The 242-nt window shown below is 63.6% G+C and carries 1 protein-coding gene; it reads right to left on the bottom strand.

Annotation, left to right across the window (positions count from 1 at the left end):
• Positions 1-224 (bottom strand): chemotaxis protein CheW (locus B3V69_RS00180; RefSeq protein ID WP_296442669.1); only part of this gene is annotated, 224 nt, incomplete at its 3' end.
• Positions 225-242 lie beyond the last annotated feature (18 nt).

Genomic DNA, 242 nt, shown 5'->3' with positions numbered 1-242 from the left:
GTGGCGTCGTCAGGTTCCTGTTCGGGAAAACCGAACATGCGGCGCAGGGAGATGATGGGCAGCACCTTGCCGCGCAGATTGGCCAAGCCATCGAGCGTGGCCGGCGCCAGCGGCACCCGTACCACCTCGGGGAGGCGGATGATTTCCTGCACCGGCGCCATGTCCACGGCGAAGACTTCGCCACCGGCAATGAAGGTGACAAACTGCCGCGTTTCGGAGACCAGTTCTTCGAGACCATCGTC

The organism is Rhodoferax sp. UBA5149, assembly GCF_002413825.1.
Taxonomy (GTDB): domain Bacteria; phylum Pseudomonadota; class Gammaproteobacteria; order Burkholderiales; family Burkholderiaceae_C; genus Rhodoferax.
This window is presented reverse-complemented; position numbering and strand designations above follow the sequence as displayed.